The organism is Parabacteroides sp. AF19-14, from assembly GCF_003635485.1.
In the GTDB taxonomy this organism is placed as follows: domain Bacteria; phylum Bacteroidota; class Bacteroidia; order Bacteroidales; family Tannerellaceae; genus Parabacteroides; species Parabacteroides distasonis.
Genome location: NZ_QTMJ01000048.1, coordinates 217 through 3,385, shown reverse-complemented (window position 1 = coordinate 3,385; position 3,169 = coordinate 217). Strand labels below are relative to the sequence as shown.

Annotated in this window: 3 protein-coding genes; all 3 read left to right on the top strand. The window is 33.7% G+C overall.

Annotated elements, in window-relative coordinates; genetic code table 11:
• Positions 1 to 1,653, top strand: a 1,653-nt coding sequence (locus DWX33_RS22070) for a lipopolysaccharide assembly protein LapB (protein WP_122381051.1), incomplete at its 5' end; no start/stop codon positions are given.
• Positions 1,654 to 1,749: 96 nt separating this feature from the next.
• Complete coding sequence (locus DWX33_RS22065; RefSeq protein ID WP_005863687.1) at positions 1,750 to 2,112, top strand: DUF3244 domain-containing protein; 363 nt, start codon at positions 1,750 to 1,752, stop codon at positions 2,110 to 2,112.
• A gap of 26 nt (positions 2,113 to 2,138) precedes the next feature.
• Positions 2,139 to 3,017 (top strand): tail fiber domain-containing protein, encoded by an 879-nt coding sequence (locus DWX33_RS22060; protein WP_005863685.1) that lies wholly within the window; start codon positions 2,139 to 2,141, stop codon positions 3,015 to 3,017.
• Positions 3,018 to 3,169: the final 152 nt, after the last annotated feature.

Genomic DNA, 3,169 nt, shown 5'->3' with positions numbered 1-3,169 from the left:
TCTCGTGCGGAATCTGTTATGTGGGAGCATCCGGATAGCGCATTACTCTGTCTTTCCTCTTTGGATAGCTCAATCATGAATGAGCCGGAAAATATACGTATGTACCATGCTTTGCTTAAGATTAAAGCTAAAGATAAGCTGTATATTCCTCATGAATCAGACTCTTTGATTAAATCAATAGTTCAGTATTATGAGGACTATGGGACTCCAGATCAATTAATGGAGGCATATTATTATCTAGGAAGTACATACCGGGATATGGGAGATGCCCCAAGAGCGGTGAGAGCTTTTCAAGATGCTGCGGACATAGGGAAAGATAGTAAGCGATATGATATATTAGGACGGGTTTATGAGCAGATGGGATATCGACTGGCATATCAAGGTTTGTATGATGAGGCTCTCGAAGCTTATAGGAAATCGTATGAATACAAGATGTATGATAAAGGAAAAGGAGAGGTGATCGCATTGAGGAATATTGCTCGGATCTATAACGCCAAGCAAGATACAGACAGTGCTATATACTACTATCAATCTGCTTATGAGAAGGCATTGTTATTAAATGATCAATCGAGAATAGATAATGTACTAAGGGAATTGAGTAGCATCTATATAGATATGGGAAAATATGATTTGGCTAAAGATTTGTTCAGTAAGGTTTCAAGTATGAAGAATCAAGCAAATATATATTTTGGATTAGGTTGTATATATGAAAGTTATAAGCAAATAGATTCAGCTCTATATTATTTTGAGAAAGCAAATGAGTATGGGAATATCTATATGAAAAAAAATACGTATAGAATCTTATCCAAAATAAAAAACCAAGAAGGAGACCGTAAATTAGCCTTGAATTATGCGTATAAATGTATAGAACTGTCTGATTCAATTAAGAATCAAACAAAAACGGAAGCTGTAGCAAAAGTTAACTCATTATATAAGTATCAGCATACAGAAAAGGAGAATGTTCAATTGAAAATAGATAATGAAAAAAGAAAAATTCGCAATTATCAATTTGCATTATTTGTTGTTTTAATTATTTTCTTTAGTCTATGTTATATATATGTGTTAGAAAAGAAGAAAAAAGCAGCGATTGAAAAGGAGAAAAAAATACGTCTATTGAAAGAGAATCAATATGCGGAAAGTTTGGATTGTATTGAATATAATAATAAGAAAATTTCATATCTAGAGGAACTTTTGCAGCAATCGGAGTGTCAAAGAGATAATTTTAAAAAGCAACTTGTGCAATCTCAAAAGGAATTATTAGAACTATCAAACCGAAAGATTCTTACTTCTCAAAATGAAAAAAGTTTGCTTGAAATAGCTTTTCGAAAATCCGAAGTCTATCGGTTATTTCATGAAACAAGTAATAATACTGATACGGAAATTCAGAATAAGGATTGGAAGGAGTTGAGAAAAGAGATTGATACAACCTATTCAAATTTCACCGCTCAATTATATGCTTTATACCCGCAAATCTCAGAGTTAGAACTCCATATTTGTTATTTGATAAAAATATCCATGCCCGTGAAGGACATTGCAAGGTTAGTTGGACGCTCGACTCCTGCAATAACAGCATCCCGGATTCGTCTCTATAAAAAGATTCATGGAACAGAAGGTACCGCAGAAATGATGGATAAATTTATCGCTGATTTATAATAACTTAATCGCTGTAAACAAAAAGTAAATAAGAAGTAAATCCTATTTTGCTTATAGATTTCTCATAGAGACTATTTTTGTTTATAAAAATAGATAATGAAAAAGAGAAGTTTTATATTGGGATTAGTATTTCTGATGTTTGTTTCTTCAGTTGTGTATCCGAATAGAGTGAAGGATACTGAACAATCTTGGGAAGAAGAGGAAGATCGTTCTATAATATCTTCTCCTACATTATCAATAGATGAAAATAATATTTACATCCATTCTAATAAATTATTGGATGGACTTAATGTGAAAATTATAAATATAAAAGGAAATGTACTTTATAATGACATCATAACTGTTTCTTCTGAGATAGAATATCCTATTTCTATAGATTTTTTGCTGAATGGTGATTATAAGATATTTATCTCAAAAGGAAATAATTATTTGGTTGGATATTTTGATGTGTTAAAATAGATATTATCAACTTAAATCTTTAAATCATGAAAAGATCTGTATCTTTATTAGGCATACTATGCCTATTCGTATCGTTTAGTGTCCAAGCCCAGTACACGAACATACAGACGTGGGGACAAAAATTGTATTATAACGGGAGTGATTATCCGGGTACATTTTTGAAATTAAAAGTTGCGGTCGCTAATCCTCGTATCTCAGGAACAGGAGGAAAGGTCGTTTTCTATGATTCAGAAAGCTCCCAGTATAATTATATAGAAGTAAAGGGGGTTTATCAATCTTCGGATGCTCGGTTGAAAACCAATATCACTCCCTTAAATAGTGGATTAGGAACCATATTGGGGTTAAAACCGGTATCTTACAATTGGAAAAGTGAGACATCGCAATTGAGATCAGCAGAAGCGGTACCTTCTAAAGCTTTTGGTTTCTTGGCACAGGAGGTAGCTGAGGTTATGCCAGAGATTGTGACGTTAAGTTCCACAGGTGATAGCTTGGTGGATTACACGGCTGTTATACCCGTTTTAGTACAGGCTGTAAAAGAATTGGACGCTACTATCCAACAACTGGAATTGCAATTGGATGAAAAAGCTAATTTGTCTGATTTGCAGAATAACAAGAATTTGACGAGTAAGTCTTTGCTCTCGAATGCGGTAATGAATCAAAATACGCCGAATCCGTTTAATTCTACCACGAATATATCCTTTACGATCCCTACATCCGCACGTTCTGCTTTTATCTCTATTTGCAATTTGCAAGGAACTCAAGTTAAGAAATTCGATATCGCTACCCGGGGAGAAGGTAGTATAATGGTAAGCTTTTCTGATCTAGGTGTCGCAGGTATGTATATGTATTCTTTGGTAGTAGACGGACAGTTGATCTCAACGAAACGTATGCTATTGGTACAATAATATTTATTTCTATTGAAGCTATAGTTTTTTTGATAAGATTGAGTGATACCGTCTGTAGAGGGTATCCTCAATCTTTTTTATACAAAAGATATGCGTTTATATTCCATTATAATTCCTGTTTATAACAGGCCGGATGAGCTTGATGATCTGTT

What these genes read in the sequence shown, in the direction of transcription:
- DWX33_RS22060 (WP_005863685.1), top strand. Translation starts at nt 2,139, where the DNA reads ATGAAAAGATCTGTATCTTTATTAGGCATACTATGCCTATTCGTATCG.
- DWX33_RS22065 (WP_005863687.1), top strand. Translation starts at nt 1,750, where the DNA reads ATGAAAAAGAGAAGTTTTATATTGGGATTAGTATTTCTGATGTTTGTT.